24 protein-coding genes and 1 riboswitch are annotated in these 25,754 nt (G+C 68.0%); of the genes, 12 read left to right on the top strand and 12 right to left on the bottom strand.

Features of this window, described 5'->3' with window-relative positions:
* Window positions 1-3: 3 nt before the first annotated feature.
* The gene (locus tag VZC37_RS03195) at window positions 4-1,938 is read right to left on the bottom strand and encodes an HNH endonuclease signature motif containing protein (protein WP_330430960.1); all 1,935 of its coding nucleotides are present in this window, start codon (window positions 1,936-1,938) and stop codon (window positions 4-6) included.
* 541 nt (window positions 1,939-2,479) lie between these two features.
* On the opposite strand from VZC37_RS03195, the gene VZC37_RS03190 reads away from it, so the two are divergent.
* Both VZC37_RS03190 and VZC37_RS03185 read left to right on the top strand, forming a co-directional pair.
* Window positions 2,480-2,797 (top strand): transposase, encoded by a 318-nt coding sequence (locus VZC37_RS03190; RefSeq protein ID WP_330430959.1) that lies wholly within the window; start codon window positions 2,480-2,482, stop codon window positions 2,795-2,797.
* Complete coding sequence (locus VZC37_RS03185) at window positions 2,794-3,687, top strand: IS3 family transposase (protein WP_330430958.1); 894 nt, start codon at window positions 2,794-2,796, stop codon at window positions 3,685-3,687. The genes VZC37_RS03190 and VZC37_RS03185 overlap by 4 nt, the downstream gene beginning before the upstream one ends.
* A gap of 504 nt (window positions 3,688-4,191) precedes the next feature.
* Here the strand turns inward: VZC37_RS03185 and VZC37_RS03180 are convergent.
* Together VZC37_RS03180 and VZC37_RS03175 are read right to left on the bottom strand one after the other, a co-directional pair.
* Window positions 4,192-5,859, bottom strand: a complete 1,668-nt coding sequence (locus tag VZC37_RS03180; protein WP_330430957.1) for a DNA repair helicase XPB — start codon at window positions 5,857-5,859, stop codon at window positions 4,192-4,194.
* 73 nt (window positions 5,860-5,932) lie between these two features.
* Window positions 5,933-8,269, bottom strand: a complete 2,337-nt coding sequence (locus tag VZC37_RS03175; protein ID WP_330430956.1) for a helicase-associated domain-containing protein — start codon at window positions 8,267-8,269, stop codon at window positions 5,933-5,935.
* A gap of 78 nt (window positions 8,270-8,347) precedes the next feature.
* Between VZC37_RS03175 and VZC37_RS03170 the strand changes: the two genes are divergently transcribed.
* From VZC37_RS03170 to VZC37_RS03150, 5 genes are read left to right on the top strand one after another with little or no spacing between them, the layout of a single operon-like run.
* Window positions 8,348-8,542 carry a hypothetical protein gene (locus VZC37_RS03170; RefSeq protein WP_330430955.1) on the top strand — a complete coding sequence of 65 codons (195 nt, stop codon included), beginning with the start codon at window positions 8,348-8,350 and terminating at the stop codon, window positions 8,540-8,542.
* A 7-nt stretch (window positions 8,543-8,549) separates the two neighbouring features.
* Window positions 8,550-9,047 carry a cyclic pyranopterin monophosphate synthase MoaC gene (gene moaC / locus VZC37_RS03165; protein WP_330430954.1) on the top strand — a complete coding sequence of 166 codons (498 nt, stop codon included), beginning with the start codon at window positions 8,550-8,552 and terminating at the stop codon, window positions 9,045-9,047.
* Window positions 9,040-9,552 carry a MogA/MoaB family molybdenum cofactor biosynthesis protein gene (locus VZC37_RS03160; protein WP_330430953.1) on the top strand — a complete coding sequence of 171 codons (513 nt, stop codon included), beginning with the start codon at window positions 9,040-9,042 and terminating at the stop codon, window positions 9,550-9,552. Before moaC ends, VZC37_RS03160 begins: the two co-directional genes overlap by 8 nt.
* Window positions 9,552-9,998, top strand: a complete 447-nt coding sequence (locus tag VZC37_RS03155) for a molybdenum cofactor biosynthesis protein MoaE (RefSeq protein ID WP_330431691.1) — start codon at window positions 9,552-9,554, stop codon at window positions 9,996-9,998. Before VZC37_RS03160 ends, VZC37_RS03155 begins: the two co-directional genes overlap by 1 nt.
* Window positions 9,995-10,501 carry a DUF6328 family protein gene (locus VZC37_RS03150; protein ID WP_330430952.1) on the top strand — a complete coding sequence of 169 codons (507 nt, stop codon included), beginning with the start codon at window positions 9,995-9,997 and terminating at the stop codon, window positions 10,499-10,501. The genes VZC37_RS03155 and VZC37_RS03150 overlap by 4 nt, the downstream gene beginning before the upstream one ends.
* Before the next feature lie 274 nt (window positions 10,502-10,775).
* Here VZC37_RS03150 and VZC37_RS03145 read toward each other — a convergent pair whose 3' ends face one another.
* The 5 genes from VZC37_RS03145 to VZC37_RS03125 all read right to left on the bottom strand — a co-directional run bounded on the left by VZC37_RS03145 (window position 10,776) and on the right by VZC37_RS03125 (window position 13,966).
* The gene (locus VZC37_RS03145; RefSeq protein WP_330430951.1) at window positions 10,776-11,426 is read right to left on the bottom strand and encodes a transglycosylase family protein; all 651 of its coding nucleotides are present in this window, start codon (window positions 11,424-11,426) and stop codon (window positions 10,776-10,778) included.
* A 5-nt stretch (window positions 11,427-11,431) separates the two neighbouring features.
* A riboswitch (cyclic di-AMP (ydaO/yuaA leader) is annotated at window positions 11,432-11,604 on the bottom strand.
* Between the two features lie 265 nt (window positions 11,605-11,869).
* Window positions 11,870-12,118, bottom strand: a complete 249-nt coding sequence (locus VZC37_RS03140) for a MoaD/ThiS family protein (protein ID WP_330430950.1) — start codon at window positions 12,116-12,118, stop codon at window positions 11,870-11,872.
* A gap of 5 nt (window positions 12,119-12,123) precedes the next feature.
* The gene (gene moaA / locus VZC37_RS03135) at window positions 12,124-13,215 is read right to left on the bottom strand and encodes a GTP 3',8-cyclase MoaA (protein ID WP_330430949.1); all 1,092 of its coding nucleotides are present in this window, start codon (window positions 13,213-13,215) and stop codon (window positions 12,124-12,126) included.
* A complete protein-coding gene (locus VZC37_RS03130) occupies window positions 13,212-13,742 on the bottom strand; it encodes a flavin reductase family protein (RefSeq protein WP_330431690.1) in 531 nt (176 codons plus the stop codon). Before VZC37_RS03130 ends, moaA begins: the two co-directional genes overlap by 4 nt.
* 14 nt (window positions 13,743-13,756) lie before the next feature.
* Window positions 13,757-13,966 carry a hypothetical protein gene (locus tag VZC37_RS03125; protein ID WP_330430948.1) on the bottom strand — a complete coding sequence of 70 codons (210 nt, stop codon included), beginning with the start codon at window positions 13,964-13,966 and terminating at the stop codon, window positions 13,757-13,759.
* A 248-nt stretch (window positions 13,967-14,214) separates the two neighbouring features.
* Between VZC37_RS03125 and VZC37_RS03120 the strand changes: the two genes are divergently transcribed.
* Entirely contained in the window at window positions 14,215-14,628 is a 414-nt protein-coding gene (locus VZC37_RS03120) for a cold-shock protein (RefSeq protein ID WP_330431689.1), read from the top strand.
* Here the strand turns inward: VZC37_RS03120 and VZC37_RS03115 are convergent.
* Window positions 14,606-15,181, bottom strand: coding sequence for a DUF2771 family protein (locus VZC37_RS03115; RefSeq protein WP_330430947.1), 576 nt, complete (start codon window positions 15,179-15,181; stop codon window positions 14,606-14,608). The two genes, VZC37_RS03120 and VZC37_RS03115, sit on opposite strands and share 23 nt — an antisense overlap.
* A 57-nt stretch (window positions 15,182-15,238) precedes the next feature.
* The gene (locus VZC37_RS03110) at window positions 15,239-17,161 is read right to left on the bottom strand and encodes an MFS transporter (protein ID WP_330431688.1); all 1,923 of its coding nucleotides are present in this window, start codon (window positions 17,159-17,161) and stop codon (window positions 15,239-15,241) included.
* Window positions 17,162-17,326: 165 nt separating this feature from the next.
* On the opposite strand from VZC37_RS03110, the gene VZC37_RS03105 reads away from it, so the two are divergent.
* Both VZC37_RS03105 and VZC37_RS03100 read left to right on the top strand, forming a co-directional pair.
* Window positions 17,327-18,118: a DUF3027 domain-containing protein gene (locus tag VZC37_RS03105; RefSeq protein ID WP_330430946.1), complete on the top strand. Its 792-nt coding sequence runs from the start codon at window positions 17,327-17,329 to the stop codon at window positions 18,116-18,118.
* An 8-nt stretch (window positions 18,119-18,126) separates the two neighbouring features.
* Window positions 18,127-20,925, top strand: a complete 2,799-nt coding sequence (locus tag VZC37_RS03100; RefSeq protein ID WP_330430945.1) for a sacsin N-terminal ATP-binding-like domain-containing protein — start codon at window positions 18,127-18,129, stop codon at window positions 20,923-20,925.
* Here the strand turns inward: VZC37_RS03100 and VZC37_RS03095 are convergent.
* The gene (locus tag VZC37_RS03095) at window positions 20,891-21,514 is read right to left on the bottom strand and encodes a TetR/AcrR family transcriptional regulator (protein ID WP_330430944.1); all 624 of its coding nucleotides are present in this window, start codon (window positions 21,512-21,514) and stop codon (window positions 20,891-20,893) included. The genes VZC37_RS03100 and VZC37_RS03095 overlap by 35 nt on opposite strands.
* A 62-nt stretch (window positions 21,515-21,576) precedes the next feature.
* Here VZC37_RS03095 and VZC37_RS03090 point away from each other — a divergent pair, with 62 nt between their 5' ends.
* Window positions 21,577-22,719, top strand: coding sequence for an acyl-CoA dehydrogenase family protein (locus VZC37_RS03090; RefSeq protein ID WP_330430943.1), 1,143 nt, complete (start codon window positions 21,577-21,579; stop codon window positions 22,717-22,719).
* A gap of 90 nt (window positions 22,720-22,809) precedes the next feature.
* On the opposite strand, the gene VZC37_RS03085 is transcribed toward VZC37_RS03090, so the two are convergent.
* Window positions 22,810-24,963, bottom strand: a complete 2,154-nt coding sequence (locus VZC37_RS03085) for an MMPL family transporter (RefSeq protein ID WP_330430942.1) — start codon at window positions 24,961-24,963, stop codon at window positions 22,810-22,812.
* A 154-nt stretch (window positions 24,964-25,117) separates the two neighbouring features.
* Between VZC37_RS03085 and VZC37_RS03080 the strand changes: the two genes are divergently transcribed.
* Window positions 25,118-25,702: a phosphatase PAP2 family protein gene (locus VZC37_RS03080; RefSeq protein WP_330430941.1), complete on the top strand. Its 585-nt coding sequence runs from the start codon at window positions 25,118-25,120 to the stop codon at window positions 25,700-25,702.
* The last annotated feature ends 52 nt before the right edge of the window (window positions 25,703-25,754 follow it).

Here is a 25,754-nt window from a genome sequence, read left to right as displayed (position 1 = left end):
ACCTCACCGCGGGTAGGTGATGATGGTTTCGCCGGTGCGTAGGTTGCGCCAGGTGATGGTGCGGTCGGTGTGCATGGTCGGCACCCAGCCGCCGTCGTGTTTGCGGTGGTGGTCGGGTCGGCAGAGCGGTGCGAAGTTGAAGGGCACGCTCCAGCCGCCGGCCAGCGGGTCGGCATGGTTGAACTTCACCAGGTGGTCGAGCTCGCACTCGTGCGATGGTCGGCTGCAGTACGGGTAGCGGCAGCGTCGATCGAGGTAGGTGATCTCGGCACGCATCCGGTCTGGTGGTCGGTAGATCAGGGCGCCGGGTGGTGGGATGTCGAATCCGCCGTGTCCGGTGGGGTCGATGGGTGGCGCCAGGGCTCGGTCGCCGATGACGATCAGTCGGCTGGCCGGTTTCGGGGTCACGAGGGTGGGGACGGTGATGATCTTCGCCTGTGGGGCCAGGTCGGCCGCGTGGGCGGGATCGATGGCGCCGTAGCCCTGGAGTCGGGTGGGTTCGATGCCGGTGGGGTCGTGCAGGAGCGTCCAGGTCGGTGGGGTCGGGAGGTCGACGGCCGCAGGGACGTCGTTCGTACCGCCGTCCTCGGGATGGCCGGTGTTAGCAGGATCGGCGTCGGCGTCGGCCTCGGCTGTGGCGCCATCCGCGGTGCTGTCGAGGGTGTCGATGTCGTCGTCGGCGGTATCGGCGACTTCGTGGTTGTCGGAGCCGTCAACGGTGTCGGTGGTGTCGCCGCCCTCGGTGGTCGTGGCCGGCGCGGCGTCGGTGGGTGCGGCGATGGACGCGCTGTTCGTCGACCGACCGTGGTCATCGTCGTCGCTGGTGCCGTCCGCGCTGTGCTCGGCCGCTGACGGTGTGGTCGTCTCGGTGTCGTCGTTGGCTGTGTCGCCGGTGGCTGTGGCAGAGGGGCGGTGGTCACCCTGGTCGCCGTCTTTCGGCGACGAGCTGTTCGCGTCCGTGTCCGCGTCGGCGCGGGGCGCCGTCCTCTTGCCGCGCTTGGTGCGGGCTTGTCCTGCGGTGCAGGTGTCGTCGCCGCATTCGCAGGTCAGGGTGGCGCCGGGGATGCCCACGATCTCCCCGAACGCGAGGATGCGCTGTCGGCCCAGGGTGCGCGCGTCGTTCTTGCAGACGCGTGCGGCGACGAGCTTGGTGATGCGGTCGCGTAGATGCACCCCGTGCTCGGCAGGCATGCACGCATCCAGGTTCATGTGGCCGCCGGCCTCGTTGCTGAAGGTGATGTTCTCGAACGCTTCGGCAATCGCATCCCGCGAATCGGCCGCACCGTCCGGATCCAGGCTGATCACCGCATCGGCGAGATCATCACGCAGGGCGGTGTCGGTGGACGCCCGATTCCCCAACTCCAAAGCGAGGTCTTCGAAACTGACCGGCCCATCCTCGTCGGGTTGCGGTTCCGGTTGCACCTCGGCATCCGGGTCGGTGTCGTCTTCGTCGAGGAGGTCGTCGAGGGTCGGGTCGGTCGGCTCGTCAGTCTCATCGTCGGCGTCGGTGTCGGTGTCGGGGAGTTGGTCGCGCAGGTCGCCTTTGGGGGCGATGTCGGCGGCATGCACCATCACCGACATGCGGTGGGTGCTGAATTCGCCGGCCAGATAGGCCATCCGAATCTTCGGATATTCCTGCAGGGAGGCGCCGAGTGAGTACCATTCGCCGGCTTTGGTTTTGTTGATCCGTAATGCCAGGGAGACTTCCCCGACCGCGGTGTTGCGGGCGGTCTGGCCGAAGATCATGCGGTGGCGGCCGTCGGCGCCGAACAGCCGCTCGTTGTAGGCGCTTTCGCCGATGTGGTAGGCCATCAGCAAGGCGCGGGCTTCGGCTTGTCTACTCAACCGCAGCGCGTCGCGCGCGAACGCCCCCAACCCCTCAGCGCCGACCGACGACAGCAGTGTGTCGTCGACTGCGGGGTCGGTGTAGGTGAACACGCTAGGCCTCTCGTGTGGGGGAGGTGCTGTGCGGGAATGGGACTGGTATCAGAGTATCGGGTGGGTCTGACAATTTCGGGTGCTGATCCGGAGCCTGTGGATAGTGGTTCTGCTGCGGTTTCTGATTGGGTTCAGGGTATCGGGTTGGTGTGACAAGATCTGTGGTGCAGTAGGTTTGCTGGTTCCGGAGGTCTCGATTACGTCCTCGCCTAGCGGCTCGGACTACTCGACCAGCGGGTGAAAGTTGCGGTTCGGACTACTCGACCAACGGTTGAAAGTTCCGGCTCGGACTACTCGACCAGCGGGTGAAAGTTGCGGTTCGGACTACTTGATCAGCGGTAGGGCGGAGCAGCGGATCGGTGTAGGTGAACACGCCGGGCCCTTTCGTGAGTGGGAGGTGCTGTGCGGGAATGGGACTGATGTCAGGGTATCGGGTGGGTCTGACAGTTTCGGTTGCTGATCCGGAGGCTGTGTGAACCTCCCCAGTTTGAGTGGACACCTGAGATAGCGGGGCGAAGGGTCCTGCTGGGAGGATGTCTACATGTCCAGGACGCGTCGGTCGTTTACGCCTGAGTTCAAGGCGGAGGCTGCTCGTCGGGTGATCGATGGGGGCCGGCCGGTCACCGAGGTTGCGCGTGAACTCAACGTGCATGAGAACTTGTTGGGCAGATGGGTGCGCGCTGAGCGGATGCGCGATGGTGTCGCCGACGAGGTGCGCAACGCCCCACCGGATCGGGACTTGTCGGCTGGTGAGCGCGCGGAGTTGACTCGGTTACGCGCGGAGCTGGCCGAGAAGGATCGTGATCTGGCGTTCCTGAAAAAAGTATCGGCGTACTTTGCGGCGCAGCAACATCGGTGAGCAAATTCGAGCTCATTGCTGCGGAGTGCGCCGACAACGACATCACGAAACTCACTGAACTGCTGGGTGTTTCACGATCCGGATTCTACGCGTGGGTGGATCGGCAACGACGTGCGGAGCTGACACCGCGCCAGCAGCGCCGCCGGGATCTGGAGGTGAAGATCCTCGCCCATTGGCAGGCATCGGCGCGTACCTACGGTTCACCGAGGATTACGGCCGATCTGCATGCCGAGGGTGTCGCGGTCTCGGAGAACACCGTCGCCAAGATCATGGCCGAGATGGGTATCGAGGGCATCAGCCCACGCACGTTCAAGGTCAAGACCACCGAGGTCGATCCGACGGCGGCGTTCCCGCCCGACCGGGTCGGGCGAGTGTTCGACCAGGGCGGCATCGACCTGATCTGGACTTCCGACATCACCTACCTGACCTGCGGTGAAGGCGACGCATACCTGTGTGCGATCCGTGACGAGCACTCACGTCGGGTGCTGGGCTGGTCGTTGGCCGACCACATGCGTACCGAGCTGGTCGAGGCCGCCGTGGACGCTGCGGTGTTCACCCGAGGCGGGTCGGTGGCCGGCACCATCCTGCACAGCGACAGGGGCAGTCAGTACACCAGCCACGACATGGCCGCCGCATGCGGCAAGCATGGCTTGCGGCGCTCGATGGGCGCGACAGGGATCTGCTGGGACAACGCCGGCGCCGAATCGCTGTGGTCGACCGTCAAGCACGAGTACTACAAGCGACACGCGTTCACCACGTACGCGAATCTTACTGCAGGACTTGACAATTACATCAGATTCTACAATCATGACAGGAGGCACAGCTCGCTGGGGATGATCTCGCCTATCGACTTCGAGATCACATCACTGACAAGTCAGCAATCAAGCTAACCGTGTCCACTTTTTCAGGGGAGCCCCAGTGGATAGTGGTTCTGCTGCGGTTTCTTGCTTGGGTTCAGGGTATCGGTTGGGTGTGACAAGTTCGGTGGTGCAGTGGGTTTCGCCGGTTCCGGAGGTCTCGATACGTCCTCGCCTAGCGGCTCGGACTACTCGACCAGCGGGGAGAGTTGCGGCTCGGACTACTCGACCAGCGGGTGAAGGATGCGGCTCGGACTACTCGACCAGCGGTTTGGGGGTGCCTCGGACTACTCGACCAACGGATTGAAGGCGCGGCGGAATTGAACTGACGACGGCGTATCGGGTGGGTATGACAAGATCTGTGGTGCAGTGGGATTGGTGGGTTCCAGAGGTCTCGATACGTCCTCGCCTAGCGGCTCGGACTACTCGACCAGCGGGTGAAAGTTGCGGCTCGGACTACTCGACCAGCGGGTGGGGTGCGGCTCGGGCTACCCGCCCCACGCCTTGGACACGCGACTCGTGGGCAGGGCTATCCGCTCAGCTGGCGGATTCTTCACCGATCGTCGGGCCGAGGAGGTCGTCCGCATCGGTGATCCGGTAGGCGTACCCCTGCTCCGCCAGGAAGCGCTGACGGTGGGCGGCGTAGTCCGCGTCGAGCGTGTCGCGCGACACCACCGAGTAGAAGTGGGCTTGTCCGCCATCACGTTTCGGACGCAGCAGTCGACCCAACCGTTGGGCCTCCTCCTGTCGGGAGCCGAACGTGCCGGACACCTGGACCGCGACCGACGCCTCCGGGAGGTCGATGGAGAAGTTGGCCACCTTCGACACCACCAGGGTCTGCAGTTCGCCGGACCGGAACCGATCGAACAGGGCCTCGCGCTCCTTGTTCTTCGTCGACCCCTGGATGACCGGGGCGTCGAGCTCGCGTCCGAGTTCCTCCAGCTGATCGATGTAGGCGCCGATCACCAGGGTCTGAGAACCCTTGTGGCGAGCGAGGATCGACTTCACGACATTCACCTTGGTGTGCGCCGTCGAGCACAGTTTGTACTTCTCGTCGGACTCGGCGACCGCGTACTGCAGCCGTTCTTCGTCGGTGAGGGTGACGCGGACCTCGACACAGTCGGCGGGTGCGATCCAGCCCTGCGCCTCGATGTCCTTCCACGGCGCGTCATACCGTTTCGGTCCGATGAGGCTGAACACGTCACCTTCACGGCCGTCCTCGCGCACCAGCGTCGCGGTGAGCCCCAGACGACGGCGTGACTGGAGGTCGGCGGTCATCCGGAACACCGGAGCCGGCAGCAAGTGCACCTCGTCGTAGATGATCAGACCCCAGTCGCGGGAATCGAAGAGATCGAGATTCTTGTACTCGCCCTTCGACTTCCGTGTCATCACCTGGTAGGTGGCGATCGTGACCGGACGGATCTCCTTGCGTTCGCCGGAATACTCGCCGATCTCCTCCTCGGTCAGCGTGGTCCGGGCGATCAGTTCGCGTTTCCACTGGCGACCGGCGACAGTGTTCGTCACCAGGATCAGAGTGGTGGCCCCGGCCTTGGCCATGGCCGCGGCACCGACCATCGTCTTGCCCGCACCACAGGGGAGCACGACAACGCCCGACCCGCCTGCCCAGAACGAATCCGCGGCGAGCTGCTGGTAGTCGCGCAGATGCCAATCGTCCTGTTCGAGCTCGATTGGGTGCGCCTCGCCGTCGACATAACCGGCGAGATCCTCCGCCGGCCACCCGACCTTCAGCAGCACCTGCTTGAGCCGTCCGCGCTCGGACTGGTGGACGATCACCGTGTCGTCGTCGATCCGCGCACCGAGCATGGGTGCGACCTTCTTGTGTCGCATCACCTCTTCCAGAACCGCGCGGTCGAGGCTGACGAGGGTCAAACCGTGCGCCGGATGCTTGACCAACTGCAGCCGACCGAACCGGCTCATCGTCTCGACGACATCCATGAGCAGGGGCTGCGGAACGGCGTAGCGCGAGTACGTCACCAGCGCGTCGACGACCTGCTCGGCGTCGTGACCGGCCGCGCGCGCATTCCACAGTGCCAAAGGCGTCACCCGGTAGGTGTGCACATGCTCAGGGGCGCGTTCGAGCTCGGCGAACGGCGCGATCGCCGAACGTGCCGCCGCCGAGTCGGGGTGATCCACCTCGAGCAGCAGCGTCTTGTCGGATTGCACGATCAAAGGTCCATCGGTCACCCGATCCATTGTCCAGACGAGCGCAACTCCTGTCAGGTCGCGGCTGTCTTTCTACCCGCGGCTCCGGGCCCGATCAGCCGTCCAGTAGCTCGACGCTGGTGATCCGATGCAGCGAGAAGCGCTGTTCCTCGTCGCTGCCCGAGTCGACTGCCACCAGCTGGCCGGCCCCCAGGGTGCGGGGCGTGACGACGTGGCGAGTCGCCGAGCCGTGCGCGTCGACGTAGTCGACTCGCAGCCGACGATTGACGCGCAGAGCCAACTGGATGAGTGCAGTCGCCGACTCGCCGCCGCCGGACGCGCGGACGGGCGCCGCCGAGGCCTCCTTCGCCGCCGGCCGCGCGGTCGCGGCGCGATCCTGCGAGCGCATCCGGGAGATGACGGTGCGCAGCTGATCCGACGAGGGCACTGGTCGTCGTGGCTGCGGTTGCCTGCGTTGGCGCGTCACACTCACCCGGCTGCCCCGTTCCCGCAGGTCCACCAGGGTTCCCGACGAGTCCTCGCCCGCAGGTGCAAACCCTGCCGCCCGGAGCCGATCGATGACGTCGCGCACGTCGGCCGGTGACACCGCCACGGTCGGGGCCAGCGCCCGCAGCGCCAGGTGATCGGCCGCGTCGCTGCGCAGCACCGCCGCCAGCGTCGTCGGGTCCTCGCAACGGATGAACGCCGACGCCACGCCCACGCGCAACTGCCCGTGTTTCCGTGCCACGTCCTCGATCAGATAGGTCAGCGACTGCGGCACCGGCGTACTGGAGTGGGTGGTGAACATGGTCAAAAGCTCGCTGCTGCTGCGACCCGCATCCAGCGCCCGTCGCACAGAGCTCTCGGACACCCGATACACGGAGGCGGCGCCGCCGGACTCCAGGTCGGCGACCAGCTCCACCTGCTCCGCCAGCTCCGGGGTCATCGGGCCGGGAACCGTCAGGGTCAGGTCCGCCTGGGCCAGGAAATGGTCGACCGGTTCCGGGAGGGCGGCGCGCATCGCCGTGAGAATCCGGGTTTCGGTGTGCTCCTCGGAGTCGTCGATCACTGCGCGTCCCACACCGGTCAGCGCCGAGTGCGCGACGATCCCCAGCTCGCGCGCCTCGCGCAGGGTCTCGTCGACGACGCGACGGGAGAACCGACGGATCTGACGGGGATGGTGCCAGTGCAGTGCGGCGACCAGGGCGTCTACGTCCACCGGCACCGAACGGGTCGCCCCGGCCAGTGTCTCCAGGATCGCGCGCCGCTGGATCGGGGCGTAGGAGTCGTGCAACTCTCCGGACAACGCGGCGAGCGCGTTGCCGTCACGGTCCGGTTCGCCCACCTGCCAGGCCCGACGCGGCATCTCCAGCCACGCGCCCGCCAACGACCACCACTGCCGGTCCGGGGCGTGGTGCAGCCAGCCGTCGGCAGCCGTCGTCGGCGCGAAGGCGAGCTCCCCGGTGTCGGCGGCGGGTGGCGGATCGGGAAAACCGGCGTCGATGAACCGCAGGTAGGCGAGAAGTTCGACGATGAACGAGACACGTTGTTGCTCCAGCCCGGTCACCTTGGCGATCCGGCGGAGTTCCCGCACGCCGAGCGCGCCGCTACGCAACACCGACGCCGGGGTGACGCCGAGCGCCCGGATGACCGCGGTGGTGTGGCGCAGCAACTCGATTGCCTCGCCGCCCGCCGCGGCGTCGATCGCGCTGTGCGAGAACCTCCGCTTGGCGGAGGCGTCGTGGAGTTCGGGCGGCCGCAGGTCGTCGGTGCGCAACGGGGGTTCGCCCCGCAGGATCTGCCCGACCATCGGCGGCAGTTCCACCGTCTGGTCATCGACCCGGGCCAGGAGCCCGGCCGCGATGAGCCGGGCGACCGGCGCGGCGGGATCGGCGTCCCGGGCGGCGTCGCGACTGCGTCCCAGCGCCGGTCCGCGCGACAACGTCTCCAGCAGGGACCGCTCCCGCTCGCCGAGGTCGTCGGTCTGTCGTCGCAGCTCATCCGGGGTCTGCCGCGCCAGGGGGCCGGTCAGGTGGTGCGCCCGCCAGGGCAGGGCCGCAGACGCATGTGCACCGGTGACCAACGCGTCGTCGGGCCCCCACAGCAACGCCCGGGAACGGAGGAGTTGGATGCGCGCGACGACCTCGTCGGCGTCCACGCGCCCGGACAGCTCGGCGACAACGGCTTTCACCGAGGTCGGTGCCGGGATGCGGCCCGAGGCGCCGATTCCGAGAGAGATCGTCTGTTCGAGGACGGCAACGGAGAGGAGGTCCAGATCCTCCCCGGCCAGCGCCGACGACGCGGCTGCCAGCGCGCGGGACGCGAGCACGGCCGTGCCGGCGGGCGGGGGTGATGCGAGATCGGGGCGCGCGGTGAGCAACGCGATCAACTCGTCGTCGCTGCGCAGCGCCAGATCGTCGGCCAGGCTCGATCCCTGGTCATCCGCACTCATTCGGCCGATTCTACTGAGCGATCGCGACGCGACGGTTTCCGCGGGACGACCGCAAAGGCCGCATGGCACAATGACCCCGTGGCTGAGAAGAAGAAGCAGCAGTACGTCGACAACGGCTGGCCGAAGGACGGCGACGGCAATGCCGCCGCGCACGCCGTCTCCGAGTTCGCCACCGATATCTCCGGGGCTCTGTCGCCGTTCGGCGATGCGGAGTTCCCCATCCCGCTCGACGAGCTGCCTTACCTCCAGCCGAAGACCACCATCAATCGCTGATCATCGGGTGTCCGACCACGGCGACATCCCGGACTCCGCCGGTCTGAGTCACATCGACTCGACCGGCGCGGCCCGCATGGTCGACGTGGGCGTTAAGAAAACAACCACCAGGCGGGCGGTCGCCGGCGGTACGTTCCGGACGACCGCCGAGGTCATCGAGCTGCTCAGCGAATCCAAGCTGCCCAAAGGCGATGTGCTGGCGACCGCTCGGATCGCCGGCATCATGGCGGCCAAGCGCACCGATGAACTGATCCCGCTCTGCCACCAACTGGCCTTGTCGTCGGTGGAGATCGACTTCGCGATCGCCGACGATCACATCGACGTCACCGCCACCGTCGCCACGAGCGGCCAGACCGGTGTGGAGATGGAGGCCCTCACGGCCGTGGCGGTCACGGGGCTGACCCTGCACGACATGGTGAAGGCCGTCGACCGGCGGGCATCGATGACCGATATCCGCCTGCTGGAGAAGACCGGCGGCAAGTCCGGGCCGTGGCATCGTGGCTGACCCCGACTCCCACCGGCCGCCCCACGGAGAGTCACGTGTGGCGCGGATCGTCGTCGCCTCCACCCGCGCCAGCCGCGGGGAGTATCCGGACCGCACCGGACCGATCATCAGCGAGTGGCTCACCGCGCGCCGCTTCGTCGTCGAGGAACTCATCGTCGTCTCCGACGGCCCACCGGTCGGCGCCGCCCTGCAGGCGGGCGTGCGGGCCGGTGCGCACCTGATCGTCACCACCGGGGGCACGGGCCTGACGCCCACCGATCACACCCCCGAAGAGACCCGCGGCATCCTCGACCGCGAGATCCCCGGGCTCGCCGATGCCATCCGGTCGGCCGGCCTCCCGAAGGTGCCGACAGCGGTGCTGTCCCGCGGCCTCGCCGGGGTGGCCGGTTCCAGCCTGATCGTCAACCTGCCCGGCTCCACCGGTGGTGTGCGAGATGGTTTGTCGGTGCTCGACGGGGTACTCGATCATGCACTCGACCAGATCCGAGGAGGCGATCACACGTGATGCAATCGGCACCGGCAGACGTCGTGCGTGCCGAACTGTCGGACTCCGCGATCGATCTCGCCGAACACGAGGCCCTCGTCACGGCAGCGGCCGCTGGGTCCGCCGGCGCCGTCGTCGGTTTCGTGGGCGCGGTCCGTGACCACGACGGTGGTCGGCACGTCACTCGCCTCGTCTACTCGTCGCATCCGACGGCGCCCGACGTGCTCCGGGAGGTCGTCGGGGCCATCGCGACCGAGGCTCGCGGAGTTCGTGCCGTGGCCGTCTCCCATCGCGTGGGCGATCTCGCCATCGGCGACGTCGCGTTCGTCGTCGCCGTCGCGGCCGATCATCGGCAAGCTGCGTTCGCTACGTGTGCGCTGCTGGTGGATGAGGTGAAGGCGCAGCTGCCCGTCTGGAAGCACCAGTACTTCGGCGACGGATCCGACGAATGGGTGGGATCGGCATGACCGCGGCGGGTGACGACTCGGTCGCTCCCGAGCGTGACCCGGAACGCAACGAGACGCGCACCGAACGCCTCGATCGCAACTGGGCGAGTCTCCTGCAGGAGCTACGCGTCGTGCAGACCGGTGGTCAGATCCTGACCGGTCTGATGCTGACGATCCCCTTTCAGGAGGGATTCGAGGAGCTGACCGTCCGCCAGCAGCGCATCTTCGTACTCAGCCTCGTGTTCGCAGTCCTGTCGACGATCACTCTCATCTCGCCCGTCGCCCTGCACCGGCTGCTGTTTCGCCGGCACGCCGTCGACCGACTCGTCGATCGCGCGCACACATTGACGCTGATCGGGATCACCTTCCTCGGCCTGGCACTCACCGGCATCGTCGCGGTCATCTTCGACATCGTGTTCGGCGGGTGGGCGGCCATCGCGGCCGCTGTGGTCGCGGTCCTCGTGTTCGTCGGCATGTGGGTGGTGTTGCCGTTCAACGAACGCCGACGCCTCGGCGACGACTGAAACCTCCCGGTGCCTGAGTAGCCCGTGACCCACCCACCGGTGCCTGAGGAGCCCGTGAGGTACGAGCGGGCGTCACGAAGGCCCCTTCGAGACGCTTCCTCGCAGGCTCGGAAGCTCCTCAGGGGGCGGGTGGTGACGTTTCTCGCAGGCTCGGAAGCTCCTCAGGGGGCGGGTGAGGGCCCCGGAAATGGACAAGGGCCCCGCACGGGCTCATGGCCATCGTGCGGGGCCCTTCGACTGTGGGCCCGAGCGGGCTGCGCTCAGTTGCCTGACATCACGGGGTCGGCAGCTGATCCTTGTGCTGGTTGAACAGGTCGATCTGCTCCGGGGTGAGCTCGTAGCCGCTGTCCTTCGCGGCCTTCCAGAGGTTCTGGATCTCCGGGTTGATCTTGTTGTTGTCGATCGCCTGGTCGAGGGCGTCGTCGATCTGGCCGGTCACCTCAGAGGTGCTCCCGGCATCGGGGAGAGCGGTCCAGTCGAACGGCGCGGGCAGCTCGGGGAGCTGCGGCAGGATCGGAGCCTGCTTCGGCTCGGCCGGTGCGCTGCGCTGGGTCGCGCCCGAGAGCCCGGTGCCGCAGGTCGGCCATGCGCCCTTGCCCTGGCCGGCGAGCACACGCTCGGCGACGACGATCTGCTGTTCCTTGGTCGCCTGATCGGCGGTGGGGGCGAACTCGCCGCCGCCGTAGCCACTCCAGGTGCTCGGAGCGAACTGCAGGCCGCCGTGGTAGCCGTTGCCGGTGTTGATGGCCCAGTTGCCGCCGGACTCGCACTGCGCGACAGCGTTCCACTCTGCGTCGGTGGCTGCGTTGGCGGTACCGGTTCCCAGCAGAGCAGCGCCGCCGCCCAGGACGGCCCCGGTCAGGGCGACCTTCGCGAAGGTCTTGGTGGTGGTGGCAGTCGTCGGTTTGCGATGACGTCCGGACATGCTGTGTTTCCTCTCTCCACGCGCCTACGAAGTCAGCTGTCGGGTTCGGGCGAGAGGTGCCCGGTCCCGGCCTGACGTGTGTCACTCCGGGACTTGACCCCAAGGGCGTCGTGTGACGTCCGTTTCCCGTGTGGGAGGTGGGTCCCCCGTCCTCGCTCCTAGATGTCGTTCTCGTGCGTCCCATCGGTGGAGCGAGGTTCGGCGCGGCCGATGCGACGTATTTTTGCCTTGTGGTTACTTGCTCGTGACCCCCCGAGGGCGTCGTTCAGTCACAGTACGACCTTTCGCAGCGCGAATCACGTTGTTGGCAAGCCAGTTTTCGAAGCCTGAACATGGGCTGAGAGGGAAAAATCGCGTCCTGCCTGCTCACGGCATGATGGTCGAGTCGTGTCCTACTCGTAATCAATCCGTGATGTGATAAAGCTCACAACGTGGGTGTGTCGTCAGCCACCGGCAAATGGGGGCAGAACATCGACGGTCGCGCAGTCGCCGAGCCGCGCTCCGCGGTCACACATCGCGACGGAATCGCGGAGATATGAGCATCGTTCGAGTACGCGCTCGAGATCGGGATTGTCCTTGGCGAGCAACGCCTCCAGCTCGCCGAGCGTCGAATCGGTGTCGACCTCGAGGACGGCGGATTCGGTGCCCGCTGCGGCGCGGGCGGCAGCGAAGTACCGGACGGTCAACTGCATCGCCGTCAGCCCCCGATGGCCGACATCGGCCGTGTCGGTTGGTGGAAATCGGGATCGTTGACGCCGTGTCCGGCTGCCTTGATCCAGGTGTTGCCCCGCCAGCGCTGCGCGATCGCGGCGTCGAGTTCCACCTCGGGCAGCCCGCTCCGGAGAACGGCACGTAGGTCGGTCTCGCCCTGCGCGAACAGGCAGTTGCGCAACGCGCCGTCGGCGGTGAGGCGAGTCCGGTCGCAGTCCCCGCAGAACGGTCGTGTCACCGAGGCGATCACGCCGATACGAGCCGGCGCCTCGTCGACCTGGTAGCCGTCGACCAGCCACGTCGCCGCAGGTGCGCTGCCCCGGGGTCGCGGATCGGCACGCAATGGGAAGTGCGACCGCAGGACGGCCAGGATCTCGTCGGCGGTCACCATCGACGCCCGGTCCCAGCGGTGGTCGGCGTCCAGCGGCATCTGCTCGATGATGCGGAGTTGATAGCCGTGCTCGAGACAGAACCGGGTGAGGTCGGGGAGCCGGGCCAGGTCCTCGTGACCGGCGAGGACCGCGTTCACCTTCACTGTCCGCAGGCCGGCGGAGCGTGCCGCCGACAGGCCGTCGAGCACGTCGTCGAGCCGGTCGCGTCGGGTGATCTCGGCGAACCGGGCAGGGTCCACGGTGTCCAGGGAGATGTTGACCCGGTGTAGGCCGGCCGCCACCAGACCGTCGATGCGTCGTGCCAGGCCGAGTCCGTTCGTCGTCATCGCGATCTCCGGGCGTTCGGGCCTTCCGGAGATAGCGCCGATCAGGTCCTCGAGGTCACGCCGCAACAGGGGTTCGCCGCCGGTGAACCGGACCGACCGGATTCCGAGATCGCGGATCGCGACCGTCATCACCCGGGTGAGCTCGGCGGTGGTGAGGACCTCGTCGGTCGGCAGCCACTGCAGCCCTTCGGCCGGCATGCAGTAGGTGCACCGGAGATTGCACCGATCGGTGACCGAGACCCGGAGATCGGTCACCACTCGGCCGAACTTGTCGCGCAATGGGCCGGTATCCGGCGCGTCGGTGGCCGGCACCCCGTCGGACGACGGGGTGGTCGGGAGCCCGAGCGCGACGACGGTCATCGGCCGTCCCGCAGGGCTTCCAGGGATCGGAAGGTGCTGGCGTGGAACACCAGCGGTTCCACACCGGGATCGCTGCGCAGCGCCTCGATCCGTAGCAACACCAGGGTGTGGTCGCCGGCGGGGATCTCGTTGAACAGCGAGCAGGACAGACTTGCCGCCGCTCCGGGGATGAAGACGGCGCCGTCGTCGGTCCGCAAGGGTGTGATGCCGTCGAACCGGGACGCGGCCGGTCCGGCGAGCTGGCGGCACAGGTCCGACTGATCGCTGGCGAACACGCTCAGTCCGATCGCGGGTGCTTCCTTCAATCTCGGCCACGTGGTCGAGGTGTTCTGCACGCACAACGACACCAACGGAGGGTCGAGTGACACCGTCGTGAACGCACTCGCGGCCATCCCCGCCGGTGCGGGGGTGCCGGTGGGGTCGGTGACCTGGCAGGCGACGGCGACCACCCCGGACGGAAAACATCCGTACGCGCGCCGCAACGTCGCGGTATCGGTGGCCGGGGCGAGATCGTCGGCCACCGGCATGATGGCGTCGACGCTCACCGTGACCTCCGTCCCGACCGCAGCGCGAATACGATCCCCAGCACGAATCCCAGTGGCGCGCACATGGTCAGCAGATAGACGACCGTGGGTGCCGTGCCGCCGTCGGTGACCAGCGGCGTCACGAACAGCGCGACGATTGCCGCCACACCGATCGCGAAGACGACCCCGGCCGCCTGCAGCAGGCGAGGGGACGGGTGGCTGTTCATGCTTCCACGGTAGATCACGGCGAGTCGCCGCGGAGGCCGCGTGGTGTGTTGCCGTCACATCGTCGGTGCGGGTCGCCGGCGTGAGGTATTCCACGTGACCGCCTCCAGTGGCGTTGGCTAGACTGAATTCCCATTGGCGCCTCTGCTCATCTGAACGAGGGTCGGGCCCGAGTCCGGGCCGACTGCTGGGTCAGGTGAGGGGCGCTTTTGTCATGACATGTCCGAAAACGCAGATGAGGGTGAGCACAGTGCCGACCGGCAAGGTGAAGTGGTACGACGCGGAGAAGGGTTTCGGCTTCCTGTCGCAGGAGAGCGGGGAGGACGTCTACGTCCGTTCCTCCGCGCTGCCGGAGGGTGTGGAAGCACTCAAGCCGGGTCAGCGCGTCGAGTTCGGCATGGCCGCGGGTCGTCGCGGGCCGCAGGCACTGACCGTCACCGTGCTCGAACCTGCCCCGAGCGTGGCCAAGAACGCCCGAGAGGCGGCGCGCAAGGAGACCAAGCGGCACACGCCCGACGAACTGCACGGGATGGTCGCCGACCTGATCACCCTCCTCGAAGGTGCGGTGCAGCCGGAATTGCGCAAGGGACGCTATCCCGATCGCAAGACGTCACAGCGGATCTCCGAGGTGGTCCGGGCCGTCACCCGCGAGCTGGAGCGCTGAGTTCCCCGCCTGCTCCCGGCAGTTGCAAACCCTCCGGTGACGTGTCGGCGGCCAGAAACCCGCGCATGCTGACGGTGTCGTCGCCGGCGGAGACCACGGACGGAAGCTGGACCTCGATCGCGATGAGCGTCCGTTCCGCGGTCGAGTGCAGCACGGTGGTGTAGGTCGAGTTCGACCGCATCGGCACGACCGTGCCATCCGGGCCGTTCGGCGTCAGGTACTGGACGACGAGATTCGACGGCCATTCGGCGATGTCCTGCGACACGGAGAGCACCACGGATTCGCCGACCGGCACCGGCACCCGGGCGATGCGGGCGTCGGCGGGGTCTTCGGGCTCGCAGTTCTCCAGGAACACATCGCACATCCGCGTCGGATCGACGCGGACCAGGCGATCGCCGACGGCCAGGTGCAGGTACGAGTGCTCGCTGTCGGAATCGCCCGACCACGAGTCCTTGGTCAGGAACGCGACGCTGCCGCCGACGACGGCGACGAAAGCGACGGCCACTGCCGCGATGATGGCGAGCGCCTTCTTCTCTCCGCTGTTGAGATTCACGATGTTGAGCTCACAGGTCTGCTGGTCCTCGTGCTGTCGATGTGACGGTGTGCTGGGTCAGTGGTGACCCGTGCGATGGGGTCTGGTCGGCGGGGTGCTCCGCCCGGCGTCCATCTCCGGCCCGGGCCGGGTGGTCGGCGCGTCGTGTGCCCGGGTTGCCGCGTTCGACGGTGACGCGGATGGTCCACGCCGCCACGTCCGGTCGGTGTCGCCGACCGCCGAGAAGGCCACGGTCGGTTCGGCGTAGTCCGGTCGGCGCCCGCCGATGCCCGGGACCAGCGACGACCCGCGGTTGGTCAGCACGGTCTGGACCAGGCCCACACCCAGTAGGACCGCGACCACGGTGAAACCGATCCACAGCGTGGTGGGCAACACCACACCGAGGGTGGCGCCGAACACCCACCCGAGTTGCAGGACGGTCTCCGACCGGCCGAACGCCGACGCGCGCGACTCGTCCGGCAGATCGTCCTGGATCGACGAGTCGAGGCAGACCTTGCCGATGGCGCTGGTGCCGGAGGCGACGAACGCCGCCACGGTGGCGACCACGATGCTGCCGAAGATCGCGGCCAATACTGCGACGACGAAGCAGCCTGCGGTGCACCACAACACGATCGTGGGCGGGTTCTTCAGCTCCAGGCGGGTGCCGAGGCCGTTGCCCAGCATGTTGCCGACCGCGGCCGCCGCGCCGACCGCGCCCAGCAACAGCAACTGCGTCCAGTCGGAGCTCACACCCTGCTGCGCCTTCGCGTAGAAGGCGATGTAGAGGGTCAGGAAGCCGGTCAGGATGCGGATCGTCGCGTTGCCCCACAGCCCCGCGACGACCTTGCGTCCCAACGGCTGGCGCATCTTCGCCGCGAGCTCGTTCGCGGTCTCGCGGGCACCTTTGCGCGTACCACCGGCATCGTGCTCGGGCGCGCGCGACATCGCCGGTTCACCGTGATAGGTGAGTGTGGTCGGGATCTCACCCTCGGTGACCTCCACCCACGCCGGGATGCGCATGCAGAACCATGCGCCGACCGCGGCGATCACGGCGAGCCACGCCATCGCCCCGGGGATATGGAACGGCAGGACCTGCGCCAGAAGCAGTTCGAAGACGGCGGCGACGGCGCCGCCGATGAGGGTGCCGCCGATCAGCCCGAACGTCGTCAGCCGGGAATTCACGCGGGGGAGGTCGATCGAGGGCGGCACCACGCGCGGCGTCACAGCGGATTTGAGCACGCCGAACGACTTCGACAACACCAACAGACCGAGCGCACTCGGATAGAGCACCCATGGGTCGTACTCGAGTTGCTCGGTGACCGGATTCCACGACGAGTTCGCCATGATCAGCAGCGCAAGGACGGTCCGTAGCCCGAACGTCGTGGCCATCGCGATCCGGCGACCGTGTTGGAGTCGGTCGAGCAGCGGTCCGATCAACGGCGCGATCAGCGCGAACGGTGCGATCGTCAGGGCCAGGTAGAGGCCGACGTTGGTCTTCGACTCACCGGTGGCCGCCGCGAAGAACAACGTGTTGGCCAGCGCGACCGCCATCGCGGCGTCGACGGCGAAGTTGGCGATCACCGGCAAAGTCAGGGCGGTCATCCCCGATCGGTCCGCACCGTCCGCGGTGGCCGCGCGATAGATCTTGCCGACGCCGCGGCCGGTCAGTTCCCGGCTGCGCATCGCGGCGACCCGGGCCACGGTGATCTTCTTCGGCATCCGCGGGTCGGTCGACGCGGTCGACGGCATCGCCCGGGTCCCGCCCATCCGGCCGGTCGGGGCGTTCGCCGGATCGTCCGGGTCGCCGTCGAGGGGCGGCAGGTGCGGATTGTGGGTCCGGGGCGGCAGATAGGCGTGGTCGGCGTGACCGCGGGACGATCCGCGGCCGGTCGGACGGCCCGAACGTCCCTCGTCGGCGGGATAATTCGCGGTGCCTGGATGTTGCCGTGGGCTGCGCCGGCCGCGGCCTTCTCCCGCAGCGCCGTCACGACTCGGCCCCACGCGATCCGGTCGGGTCGGATCACCGTCGTCCCGGCGGGGCGAATGGGGACTGGGTCGGTTCACACCGACAATTGTTCCTCATCCCACCGACTCGGTCGCGGATGGTGGCCCACCCGCGAGGCGGGTCGGTGCCACCGCACGGTGTCCGTGTTGCACACTGGAGGGGTGACTCTTGCATTCGACGGTGACCGGCTGCTCGCCGCCGTGGACGTGGCGCGCACCGCGCTCGTCGAGGACGGCCAGTCTCCGGGGCGGCACCTGGAGAGCACCCCGGAGGGGGAGTGGGCGGTCGCCCACTATTTCGAGGCCGACCTGTCCGGCTACCGCGGGTGGCAATGGTGTGTCGTCGTCGCCGGCGCGCCCGGGTCCGACGAGACCACCGTCAGCGAGATCGTGCTGCTCCCCGGTGAGGGATCTCTGCTCGCACCCGACTGGGTCCCGTGGAACGAGCGGGTGGCAGCCGGCGACCTGTCGCCGGGTGATGTTCTCGCCGCCGAACCCGGCGACCACCGACTGGTTCCGAATCAGATCGACACCGGCGACGAGTTCCGGTTCGACGACGACCGCACCGACCCCGACGACATCGGCCAGATCGCCGGTGAGGTGGGGCTCGGTCGTCGACGTCTGCTCAGCCCGGAAGGGCGTGACGAGACGGCGCAGCGCTGGCACGACGGTCAGTACGGTCCGCACAGCGACATGGCCGCGGCAGCCGCGTTCAACTGCGTGACATGCGGTTTCTACCTACCTTTGGCGGGCGCTCTGCGTCCGGCGTTCGGGGTGTGCGCCAACGAGTATTCCGCCGACGGGCACGTGGTGGCCGCCGATTACGGATGCGGTGCGCACTCGGATGTCGCCGCACCGCGCGGTGAGGGATCGCCCGCCTACGACGCGTTCGACGACGGCGCGCTGGAGATCGTCCCGGCCACCGCGAACGCCGGCGGGGACCCGACCTCCTGACGGACACCATGGTCGACGGCCCCGACCCGTTCGGCGTCGGCGAACTGCGCGCCGCGACCCTCTTGTCATGGCGTTCGGAGGGCAACCGCTACGTCGAGGACGCCACCACCGAGGACGACCTCGTCACCGTCGGCTACCGCGACAGGTTGTTCACCGAACTCGTGGCCAACGCCGCCGATGCCGCGGCCGCCGCAGGCGTACCGGGGCGAGTGGCAATCTGGTCCACCGATCAGGGAACCGTCCACATCGCCAACACCGGAGCGTCACTGACCTCCGAGGGCGTTCGGTCCCTGCTGTCGCTGCGGGTCTCCGCGAAGTCCGATGCCGACGGCCCGCGCAGTGTGGGCCGCTACGGCGTGGGATTCACGGCGACCGCTGCGGTCGCCGATCGGGTGGAGGTCCGCTCGACGTCTGGTTCGATCGTCTTCGACCGGTCCCACACCGCCGACGCGACCTCCGCCGACGGCGTCGGCGCCGCCGCTGTCCGCGCCCCGTTGCTGCGTCTCGCCTGGCCGACCGACACCATGCCCGCCGAGGGTTTCGACACCGAGGTGGTCATCTGGCCGCGCGAGGGGACCGCTACCGCTGCCCTGATGTCGATGGCCCAGTCGCAGGCCGTCGACCTGCTGCTGGAACTCAATGGGCTAGAAGAGATCTCGGTCGCCGACACCGTCGTCACGATCGAGCGTCACCCCCTGGTCCCTGAGGAGCGAGGCGCTAGCCGAGCGTCACGAAGGGCCCCGCAACGTCTCACCATCACCGCGTCATCACCCGCACACACGGTGTCCCGCCGATGGATTCAGGCCGGCACACGCACTCGGTGGCTGACCGAGATCGACGAGACCGGCGCGGTGTTCGACCCGCCGGCCGTGTCCGTCCTGTGCGCACCGACGCCGACCGACATCGAACTGTCGCTTCCCGCGTCGTGCATCACCGATCTGCCCCTCACGCCGGACCGCCGACACCTCCACCCCTCCGCCGACATCGCCTCGGCCGCAGACGGATACACCGATTTGATCCGCGCGGTCCAGGGCTCGTCCCGGCTGCGCCTGGTGCCGATGGCCGGACGCATCCGAAACCGGGATGACGCCGTCCTCACCGACGCCGTGCTCGCCGAACTGACCGATGGCCCATGGCTTCCCGCCGCGGACGGCACTGAACTGGTGCCCAGCCGGGCCGTCGTCTTCGGCGATCTCACACCTGAACTCGGCGACGTGCTGTCGCCGATCATGAGCGATCTCGCCCACCCTTGCGTGTCCGAACGTCGCCACCTGCCTCGACTCAGATCGGTGGGAGTCGGCGAGATCGGCCTCGCCGACGTCGCCGAACGCCTCATCGGTGTGGAACGCCCCCCGTCATGGTGGCGGGATCTGTACTCGGCGCTCTCCCCGCTGGTCACGACCGCCGCAGACGCCGAGGAACTCGGCACCCTCCCCGTACCCCGCGCCGACGGACGCACGAACATCGGTGCGCGCGGCCTCTTCCTCGCCGACGGCTTCACCACGTCGCCGAGCTGGATACCCACCGTCGACCCGGACGCGCGGCATCCGTTGATCGAACGCCTCGGCGCCACCGCCATTTCCGTGACCGACGCGCTCGCCGACCCCGCTCTGCGGCAACTGGTCGACGAGGCCGACGACGACCGTCTGATCGAGACCGCCGACGAGGTGTTCGATCTCCTCGCCGCGGATCCGGCTGCGCCGGCGCCGAAGTGGCTCGCGGGATTGCCGGTGACCGACTCCGAGGGTGACCTCGTACCGGCCGACGAACTGCTGCTGCCGGACAGTCCGCTCGTCTCGGTGCTCGTCGACGACGCCCCGTTCGGTCGGGTGGCACCGGACCTCGTCGCACGAGTCGGCGCCGACGTGCTGCGTCGCGTCGGTGTCGGCTGGGGGTTCATGACCGTCGTCGACGATCTCCCGGTCGCGCCCGATCACGACCTCCCCGACGAACAGCAGTGGTGGGACTCGCTCGACGACCCACCGGAAACCCTTGCCGCGGTGCGTGATCTGGATCTCGTCGATGAGACCCGATGGGGCGATGCGCTGACACTGCTGGCCACCGACGAGAACACCGCGCCGCTGCTCGCCGACCGCGCCGGATACACGGCCTGGTGGTTGCGACATCACGCCGTCGTCGACGGACGCCGCCTCGGCTGGTACCGGGCACCCTCCGACGACTCGGTCGCCGGTGTGCGCGACGCCCTCCGCCACCCGCACGCCGATCAGCTCGCCGCCGCTCTGGGTGGTCTCGAGATCGAGTCGGCCGCCGACGCCGACACCGTACTCGCCCACCTCGGCGACCCCGACCGCGACATCGTCGGAGGTGTTGCGGCAGACGTACACGCGACCGTGGTGGCCGCAGCGCGGCGCGGCGTCCTCGCCCCCGCAGATCTTGCTGTGCCACAACGCGTCAGGTCCGCCACCGGCGATGCCGTCGAGGTCGGCGTCGTGCTCGACCGGCCCTGGCTGATCCAGGTGCTCTCGCCGGCGGAGGTGGTGCTCGCCGGTTCGCGGCCCGACGTCGACGACGCGGTGCTCCTCGCCGAGATCCTCGATCTGCCCATCGCGAGCGACGAGCTCCGGGCGGAGGTGCCCGGTGACGGTGTCGCCGCCGTCCATGGTTGTGCCGAGGCGACGCTGTTCGTCGCGCAGTGGGGACACGACCTCGGTCGGGGAGACGTCCGACTCCACGATGAGCTCTGGGTTCGATTGCGCCGCAACGGTAGTGAACGTGACGTTCAGGTTCACTGGTGGGTGGACGAGAACGGTGTCACCCACCTCCCGCGGATGACACCCCCGAGGTAGCTTTCCCCGTCGGCGCATCGATACCCGCTGTGAGGATCGACGCCAGTTGCCGATAGGCGGACGCATCGTCGAGCCCGGTGGCCGCCTCGACCTCACGGCGCTGGATGCGACTCATCATCGACGCCGCGAGGTCGGCGGCAAACGCCGCGTCGACATCCCGGAACTCGCCGGACGCGACCCCGTCGGTGATGAACTCCTGTACCCGCCGCGCGGCCGCCGCCGTGTTGCGCTCGTAGAGCTCTCGCGTCGGCTCGAACGCGTGAAGATCGGACATGAACGCCGTCGACGCGGGTGCGAGGGCATCACCGACGCTGACGAGGTACGTGATCACCCGATCCCGGGCGCTGTCGGCGTCGGCGACCGCGGCCTCGACCTGCTCGGTTGCAGTACGGAAGAAGTGGGTCACCGTCTTGACGACCAATTGCTCCTTGCTGCCCGCCAACGTGTAGAGCGTCGACTTGGAACAGCGCAACCGCGACGCCAACTCCGCGACGCCGAATTGTGCGAATCCCTCCGCCAACAACAACCCGAGAAGGCCGTCGAACAGGTCCTCGCGGCGTCGCGTGCCGAATGCGGTGTTGTCGACCATGCACGCAATAGTACTATCGGGTGTACCCCAGTACTATTTCTAATCCCCCGGAGGTTCGCGTCATGCCGGTCGATCGCCTGCTGCCCAGCGATGAAGCGCACGATCTCATCGCCCTGACCAGGGACTTCGCCGACAAGCGGCTGGCCCCCATCGTCGACGATCACGAGAAGTCGGAGACGTACCCCGACGGGCTCTTCGCGGAGATGGGTGAGGCTGGTCTCCTGGGGTTGCCGTATCCGGTCGAATGGGACGGCGGCGGCCAGCCGTACGAGGTGTACTTGCAGGTGCTCGAGGAGCTCGGAGCGCGCTGGGCGGCGGTTGCCGTCGCGGTGAGCGTGCACGGTCTTGCGTGCCACCCCTTGTTCAACTTCGGCACCGACGAGCAGAAGCAGCGATGGTTGCCGGACCTCCTCAACGGCCGACTCATCGGCGCCTACAGTCTGTCCGAGCCACAGGCCGGCTCCGACGCGGCAGCGCTGGCGTGCAAGGCGGCGGCGGTCGAGGGTGGGTATCGGATCAACGGCGCCAAGGCGTGGATCACCCACGGCGGCATCGCCGACGTCTACAACCTCTTCGCCCGCACCGGTGAGGGGTCGAAGGGTGTCAGCTGCTTCCTCGTTGCCCGGGACACCGAGGGCCTCGCATTCGGCAAGCCCGAGGAGAAGATGGGGCTGCATGCCGTGCCGACCACCTCGGCCACCTACGACGACGCGCTGGTGACCGAAGACCGCCGGCTGGGGGCCGAAGGTGAAGGCCTGCCGATCGCGTTCTCCGCGTTGGACTCCGGCCGTCTCGGCATCGCCGCGGTCGCGACCGGGCTCGCCCAGTCCGCCCTCGACGCCGCGGTCGACTATGCGCAGGAGCGCACGGCGTTCGGCCGCAAGATCATCGACCACCAGGGCCTCGGCTTCGTCCTCGCCGACATGGCGGCCGCGATCGACTCGGCACGCGCCACCTACCTCGATGCGGCGCGACGTCGCGACGCGGGAAGGCCGTACTCCCGTGCCGCGGCGACCGCGAAACTCGTTGCGACCGATGCCGCCATGAAGGTCACCACCGACGCCGTCCAGGTGTTCGGCGGGTACGGCTACACCCGGGACTTCAAGGTCGAACGACTGATGCGCGAGGCGAAGATCACGCAGATCTTCGAGGGCACCAATCAGATCCAGCGCCTGGTGATCGCGCGGTCGCTGGCCTCGAGCTGACCAGCACAGTTCTGGCCGCACTTCCAGGTTCCGGCTTGGACCAGGAAGTGCGGCCAGAAACTGTAGGTGCGGCCAGAACCGTGAGCGCCGTCAGGCGCGGGCGAGCTCGGGTTCGGGGGTCGGGTCGGCGGCCGGGTCCTCCTCGTCGACTTCGACGTCGATGTGGGGGAGCAGGCGGTCGAGCCATGCGGGCAGCCACCAGTTGTACCGGCCCAGCAGCGACATGGTCGCCGGAACCAGCACCATTCGGATCAGGGTGGCGTCCAACAGAACTGCCACCGCCATGCCGAGTCCGAGCATCTTGATGACGATGTCGGTCTCGGTCGCGAAGCTGAGGAACACGGCGACCATGATCGCTGCAGCCGTGGTGATCACCCGTCCGGTCTTCGCCAGTCCCGCGATCACTGCGGCGCGAGCGTCGCCGGTGGCCAGCCACTCTTCGCGAATGCGGGAGAGCAGGAAGACCTCGTAGTCCATCGACAGGCCGAACAGCACCGCGAAGATGAGGATCGGAATCCAACTCGACACCGCGACAGGGTGATCCACGCCCAGGATCGACAGGCCCCACCCCCATTGGAAGACCGCGGTGATCACGCCGTATGCGGCGGCGACCGACAGCAGGTTCATCAGTGCGGCCTTGATCGGCACGACGACCGACCGGAACAGCACCGTCAGCAGCACCACGGATGCGGCGACCACGAACCCGATGACCACCCACAGACGGTCCGCCAGCAACTCGGAGATGTCGTCGAAATAGGCGGTGTGGCCGGTGAGGATCGCACCGTCGGGCAGATGCCCGCGGATCTCGTCGAGCAGATCGACGGTTGCCGCATCGGCCGGATCGTGCGCGATCGTCACATCGATGATGTCGATGGCGCCGTCCGGGGACGTGCTCGCGGTGACGGCCTCGACCCCGTCGGTGCTCTCGACGGCTGCGAGCGCGGCGTCGAGCTGTGCGTCGTCGACGCGATCGGTCGGCGCCACGATCGTCACGCCGGCATTGGCGCCGGGCCCGTACTCGGCGGCCAGCAGGTCGTGGGCCTTGCGGGTGGTGAGTTCGGTCGACTGGGCGCCGGAGTCCTGTGGCCACGTGCGCATCGACAGCGCGGGCGCGGCAAGCGCCAGGATGACGGTGACCGCGATGACGATCGCCGCCACCGGTCGGGTGCCGACGCGGGTGGCCCACCGGGCAGACAGCGGTGCGCGCGTCGGTCCGGTGACGTCGGCGGGTGCCACTGTCGGTGACGTCCGGACCTTGCGCGGCACGATGCGGCGGCCGGCCAGCCGGCACAGAACGGGCACCAGGAACAGCGTTGACGCCAGCATCGCGAGAACGGCGATCGCGGTCGCGAACCCGAAGGACGAGTACGTCGGCAGCCCGGCCAACGGCAGACCCAACAGCGACACCAGCACGGTGGTGGCGGCGAACACCGCCGAGCGGCCGGCAGTCGCGACCGACCGTGCGGCGGCCTCGATCGGATCGTGTCCGCGGCGCAGGAACTCGACGTGCCTGCTCACCACGAGTAGTGCGTAGTCGATGCCCACACCGAGGCCGACCATCGTCGCCATCACCGGTGCGGTGGGGCTGACGTTCATGAAGGCGGCCAGGATCAGGACGCCTGCCGACCCGGCGACGAGGCCGGCGATCGCGCTCAGGATCGGCAGACCGGCGGCGACCACCGACCCGAACGCGAAGACCATGATGAGCAGGGCCAACGTGATCCCGATGATCTCCGCGTGTCCCTTGATCGGTGCCGCCGCGGTCTCGGGGAGCGAGCCGTTCATCTCCACCGCGAAGCCGGCGGCCCGAGTCGGTTCGATAGCGTCCTCGAGCGCCGTGGCGTCACCCATCAGGTCGCGATGGGTCTCGGGGACGTCGTAGCCGACGGTGAGGATCGCGGTGTCGCGATCGGCGCTCAACTGTGGCTGGTCGACGGCGGCGACGTGCGGCATCTGTTCGAGCCGCTCTCGGAGCTCTCCGGTGGTCGATGGCGACAACTCGCCGTCGTCGGAGTGCACCACGACGGTGGCGAACGCGTTGCCGGCGCCCGGCACATGGTCGCGCAGTAGCTCGATACCGCGGTGGGATTCGGTGCCGGTGACATCCCAGTTCTCCTGGGTCTGTCCGCCGAGAGCAGACGATGCGCCCAACAGGAGCGCGACGCCGATCACGAAGCCGACGAGAGTGCGGACGGGGTGGGCCGCGCAGGCCCGCCCCAGTCGGTACAGCAGGGTGGATTTCATGGTGTTCCTTTTCATGACGGGTGGGAGCCGATGCCCGCGCCATGCGGAATCCGAGGAGCGGATCGGGGCATCATTAGGGTGAATGTCATGACTTGTGGATCGCTTGGGCCCGACTTGGGCTGGTTGCATACCGCTCCGAGAGCGGACTGACCAGGTGCTTCTCGACCCCAACCCGATGGACCGGTCGATCACCGATGCGGTCATCGATCATCGGAGCCCGTTCGCGACGGACCTGGCTCACGTCATCACCACGACCGGCAACACCCTGGTGCTGGCACTCCTGGCCGGCGTTGTCGTCATCACCCTGGCCGTTCGCGGGTGGCGGGCCGAGGCGGTGATGGTCGGTGCCGGATCGATCCTCGGTTACGCCGTGATGGTGTTGCTGAAACAGTTGTTCGGCCGCCCCCGGCCGCCGGTGTCGGACCGGTTGCTCGACATCGAGACGTACTCGTTCCCGTCCGGCCACGCGATGATGAGCATGGTGGTCTTCGGGTTGATCGCGGTGGCGGCTCATCGGACGAGTTCGTGGGTGCGGGCGCACCCGGTGTTGTTGGTGATCGCGCCGCTGTGGTCGATCGCGATCGGTTGCACACGTGTGTATCTCGGCGTGCACTGGGCCACCGACGTGATCGCGGGGTGGGTGATCGGCGCCGTGTGGGTCGCGCTGTGTGCGTGGTTGTGCGCCCGATGGGCTCCGGTCGGGCGAGTCGCAGCTGGATCACGGCAATCCGGTGCCTGAGGAGCGAGCTTGCGAGCGTCACGAAGGCCACGTGAACCCTGAGTCGGCAAGC

Origin of the sequence: Gordonia sesuvii, assembly GCF_036350415.1 — a bacterium.
Classification (GTDB): domain Bacteria; phylum Actinomycetota; class Actinomycetes; order Mycobacteriales; family Mycobacteriaceae; genus Gordonia; species Gordonia sesuvii.
Note: the sequence above shows the minus strand (reverse complement) of the source record. Positions and strands in the feature narration are given on the sequence as shown.

Excerpts from the sequence above, each read along its gene's own strand:
- VZC37_RS03190 (WP_330430959.1), top strand. The coding sequence starts at position 2,480 with ATGTCCAGGACGCGTCGGTCGTTTACGCCTGAGTTCAAGGCGGAGGCT.
- VZC37_RS03175 (WP_330430956.1), bottom strand. The coding sequence starts at position 8,269 with ATGAGTGCGGATGACCAGGGATCGAGCCTGGCCGACGATCTGGCGCTG.
- VZC37_RS03155 (WP_330431691.1), top strand. The coding sequence starts at position 9,552 with ATGCAATCGGCACCGGCAGACGTCGTGCGTGCCGAACTGTCGGACTCC.
- VZC37_RS03150 (WP_330430952.1), top strand. The coding sequence starts at position 9,995 with ATGACCGCGGCGGGTGACGACTCGGTCGCTCCCGAGCGTGACCCGGAA.
- VZC37_RS03145 (WP_330430951.1), bottom strand. The coding sequence starts at position 11,426 with ATGTCCGGACGTCATCGCAAACCGACGACTGCCACCACCACCAAGACC.
- VZC37_RS03140 (WP_330430950.1), bottom strand. The coding sequence starts at position 12,118 with ATGCAGTTGACCGTCCGGTACTTCGCTGCCGCCCGCGCCGCAGCGGGC.
- moaA (WP_330430949.1), bottom strand. The coding sequence starts at position 13,215 with ATGACCGTCGTCGCGCTCGGGCTCCCGACCACCCCGTCGTCCGACGGG.
- VZC37_RS03130 (WP_330431690.1), bottom strand. The coding sequence starts at position 13,742 with ATGCCGGTGGCCGACGATCTCGCCCCGGCCACCGATACCGCGACGTTG.
- VZC37_RS03125 (WP_330430948.1), bottom strand. The coding sequence starts at position 13,966 with ATGAACAGCCACCCGTCCCCTCGCCTGCTGCAGGCGGCCGGGGTCGTC.
- VZC37_RS03100 (WP_330430945.1), top strand. The coding sequence starts at position 18,127 with ATGGTCGACGGCCCCGACCCGTTCGGCGTCGGCGAACTGCGCGCCGCG.
- VZC37_RS03095 (WP_330430944.1), bottom strand. The coding sequence starts at position 21,514 with ATGGTCGACAACACCGCATTCGGCACGCGACGCCGCGAGGACCTGTTC.
- VZC37_RS03090 (WP_330430943.1), top strand. The coding sequence starts at position 21,577 with ATGCCGGTCGATCGCCTGCTGCCCAGCGATGAAGCGCACGATCTCATC.
- VZC37_RS03085 (WP_330430942.1), bottom strand. The coding sequence starts at position 24,963 with ATGAAATCCACCCTGCTGTACCGACTGGGGCGGGCCTGCGCGGCCCAC.